The organism is Sulfurimonas sp. (assembly GCF_026991475.1).
Taxonomy (GTDB): domain Bacteria; phylum Campylobacterota; class Campylobacteria; order Campylobacterales; family Sulfurimonadaceae; genus Sulfurimonas.
This window is the reverse complement of the sequence record NZ_JALXBK010000120.1, coordinates 1-2991: the sequence shown is the minus strand read 5'-3', so window position 1 is coordinate 2991 and position 2991 is coordinate 1. Positions and strand designations below refer to the sequence as shown.

4 protein-coding genes are annotated in these 2991 nt (G+C 39.3%); all 4 read left to right on the top strand.

Annotation, left to right across the window (positions count from 1 at the left end):
• A partial coding sequence (locus tag MV589_RS10365; RefSeq protein WP_297434604.1) for a (2Fe-2S) ferredoxin domain-containing protein occupies window positions 1-351 on the top strand: 351 nt, incomplete at its 5' end.
• Window positions 352-356: 5 nt separating this feature from the next.
• Window positions 357-1445: a cobalt-precorrin-5B (C(1))-methyltransferase CbiD gene (gene cbiD, locus MV589_RS10360; RefSeq protein ID WP_297434602.1), complete on the top strand. Its 1089-nt coding sequence runs from the start codon at window positions 357-359 to the stop codon at window positions 1443-1445.
• Complete coding sequence (locus MV589_RS10355; protein WP_297434600.1) at window positions 1439-2602, top strand: bifunctional cobalt-precorrin-7 (C(5))-methyltransferase CbiE/decarboxylating cobalt-precorrin-6B (C(15))-methyltransferase CbiT; 1164 nt, start codon at window positions 1439-1441, stop codon at window positions 2600-2602. The genes cbiD and MV589_RS10355 overlap by 7 nt, the downstream gene beginning before the upstream one ends.
• On the top strand, window positions 2602-2991 hold a 390-nt coding region (locus tag MV589_RS10350), incomplete at its 3' end, for an SAM-dependent methyltransferase (RefSeq protein WP_297434598.1). The genes MV589_RS10355 and MV589_RS10350, both read left to right, overlap by 1 nt.

The window sequence follows — 2991 nt, the reverse complement described above, 5'->3', positions numbered from 1 at the left end:
AAAACGCTGCTTCTTTTGTGTGATGATGAGCGTTGTGGTAAAGCTGGTAAAGATGACCGAGCAACACATCTGCGTGAAATATTAAAAGAGATGGGACTGAACAAAGGTAAAAATCGCATTAAGATAAGCCGTACAGGGTGTTATGGGGCATGTAGATTTCGCCAAGTTTGTCAAATAACAGAAAATACGCAAGCCAATGGCAATACAAAAAATAATGCACTTTGGCTTCGACACACCCATAAGTTTTCAGATGAGCAGTGGAGAGAACTCTTTTTACTTTTAAGTGAAGATAAGATTCTACTTGATGAGCTTGACGAAGAGGTTTTTATTCCTATGAAGGTTTATGATTAACTCCAATGGCTGAAAAACTTCGCTCTGGCTATACGACAGGAACACATGCTACTGCGGTACTGGTAGCGGCTTTGTTGTGGAAGTTTGAGAAAAAAGCTGTAGATACTTTGGAGATACTCCTTCCAAAAGATCTGCGAGCAACTATTGAAGTGTTTCGAGAGGGTGAGCGTTTTTGTACACTCAAGGGTGATAACGATGATATTGATGTGACAAAAGGTGCGCATATATCGGTACGTCTCTTAGAGGAGATACCACAAGGGTTAAAAGAGCAGAATCCTTCAGAGTTACATATAGGAGCTTTTACTTTAAGTATTTGGGCTGGTGATGGTGTGGGTGTTGTAACAAAAAAAGGGCTAAAAATTAGCCCAAGTTATCCAGCTATCAACCCTGTACCTTTAGAGATGATGCACGACAATATTCAAGAGATTGTAAAGAAACGAGCTTTACATCTTCATGCTGTCTTTGAAGTAAAAGATGGAGAGAATATAGCTCTGCAAACTGCAAATGCTAAAGTTGGCGTACTTGGAGGCATTAGCATTTTAGGGACTCGAGGCATTGTTAAACCTGTCTCATCCTCTGCATACATTGATTCCATAGAGACGGAGATAGATGTTGCAGCAGCACAAAGCCAAGAGGTAATAGTCTTTACTCTTGGCAATTCTGCTGTAGATTTTGCAAAAGAAATTTATGATGAGATAAGTATTGTCGAGATTGGTAACTTTGTCTATGATGCAAGCAAAAGGCTACAGAAACATAACTTTAAAAAAATGGTGTTTGTAACAAGTGTTGCGAAAATGACAAAGGTGGCACAAGGCTTTACAAATACACACAACAGATTTGGGACAATTGATTTTAATAAGGTTAAGGAGTGGCTCAAAGATGTGCTGGGTGTTGAGTTGGCAGATGAAGAATTTTTGACACTTAAGGCTGTTTTAGCGGAGTTAGATGTTTCAGAGAAGGAGGCACTTATTAACCTTATAAGTCAAAACGCAGTAGAACAACTTAAAGAGTGGTTTGTAGAGCTAGGGCTTCAAACAAAACAGATAGAAGTCATAACACTTCCAAGTGGTGTGAAAAAGGAGATAGAGTGGTAACAATAGCAGGAAGTGGTATGGGCGCATACAACTTTAATAATGTCGCAGTAGATTTTTCAAAATATGAGATGATATTTTGTGATAAAAATTATGAGAGTGATTTGCCAAATGTGATAAAGGGTGGCTTTAAAGTTGTCAAAGAGGCGATTTTAGCTAACTTAGATAAAGAGATACTCTACATAGTGAGTGGTTCGCCCACTTTCTTTTCTGGTGGTTTGCTCATAATCAATGTACTTAAAAAACAAAATATCTCCTTTAAAATAGTAGATAATACCTCAAGTTTGAGTTATATGTTGGCACATGAAGGAGTGAGTCTCGTTAAAACTGGCATCTGCACACTTCATGGAAAAAGTGTTGTAGATTTGGAGGGTTTTTTAACAAAAGAGTACACCTTTGTCATCTGTGATGAAGATACTCCTAAGGTCTTACAAAATGCTATGAAATATCTAAATGATGAAGATATGAGTATAACGTTAGGTGAGCAGTTTGGCTATGAGAGTGAGTCATTTAGTAATGTAACACTCGATGATATACTCAACAAACCTCCGCGTATGCCTTATTGCCTTCTTGTAAGACGCAACTATAAACTTCTGCCAAATATCTCAAGTGAAGAGAGCATAGAGCATGAAAATGGGATGATAACTAAGAGTTACAAACGCCACGTGAGTCTGCAAAACCTTGAACTGCAACCAAATATGCTCTTGTGGGATGTGGGTGCAGGAAGCGGAAGTATAAGCATAGATGGCTATAAACGATACAAAATACGAAGTGTAATGTTTGAAAAGAATGTTAAACGGGCAAAAATGATAGAGAACTCTTTGGCAAAACATAAAATCATAGATACAAAACTCTACATCGGTGAGGCGAGTGAAGATTATAAAAAAGAGCCAAGCACACCGCAGAGAATTTTTGTCGGTGGTGGAGGAGACAAGGTAATAAGCGAGCTTGATTACCTTTATGAGAGATTAGCCGACGGTGGCATAATGGTGGCAAACTTTGTCACACTTCAGCATCTCACAACCGCCATCAACACACTCAAAAAAGCAGGCATTGCGTTTGATATTAAGAGCATCAGTCTCACAAGCTATAAAATGAGTCTGCTTATGCCTGAGCCTGAGAGGGTTATGCATCAGATAATAGTAAGGAAAGAGAAATAATGATTACATTCGTAGGAGCAGGTCCGGGGGATCCGGAACTTATAACGGTTAAAGGTATGAAAGCCTTGCAAGAGGCGGAAGTTGTGCTTTATACGGGGAGTTTAGTGCCTCGTGAGCTTTTGGATTGGTGCAAAGAGGGTACCCTCATTGCAAATTCAGCTGATATGGCGTATGAAGATATTTTTAGCTTTATAAAAGCGCACCATCATAAAAAGTTTGTACGTCTGCATACGGGAGATAGTTCGCTTTTTTCAACCACTATTAAACAGATAGAGTTTTTAGAGAGTGAGGGCATAGAGTATGTAACCATTCCTGGTGTGACTGCTGCGTTTGGTGCGGCGGCAGCTGTTAACATTGAGTACACTATTCCTGGGGTTTCGCAGACACTT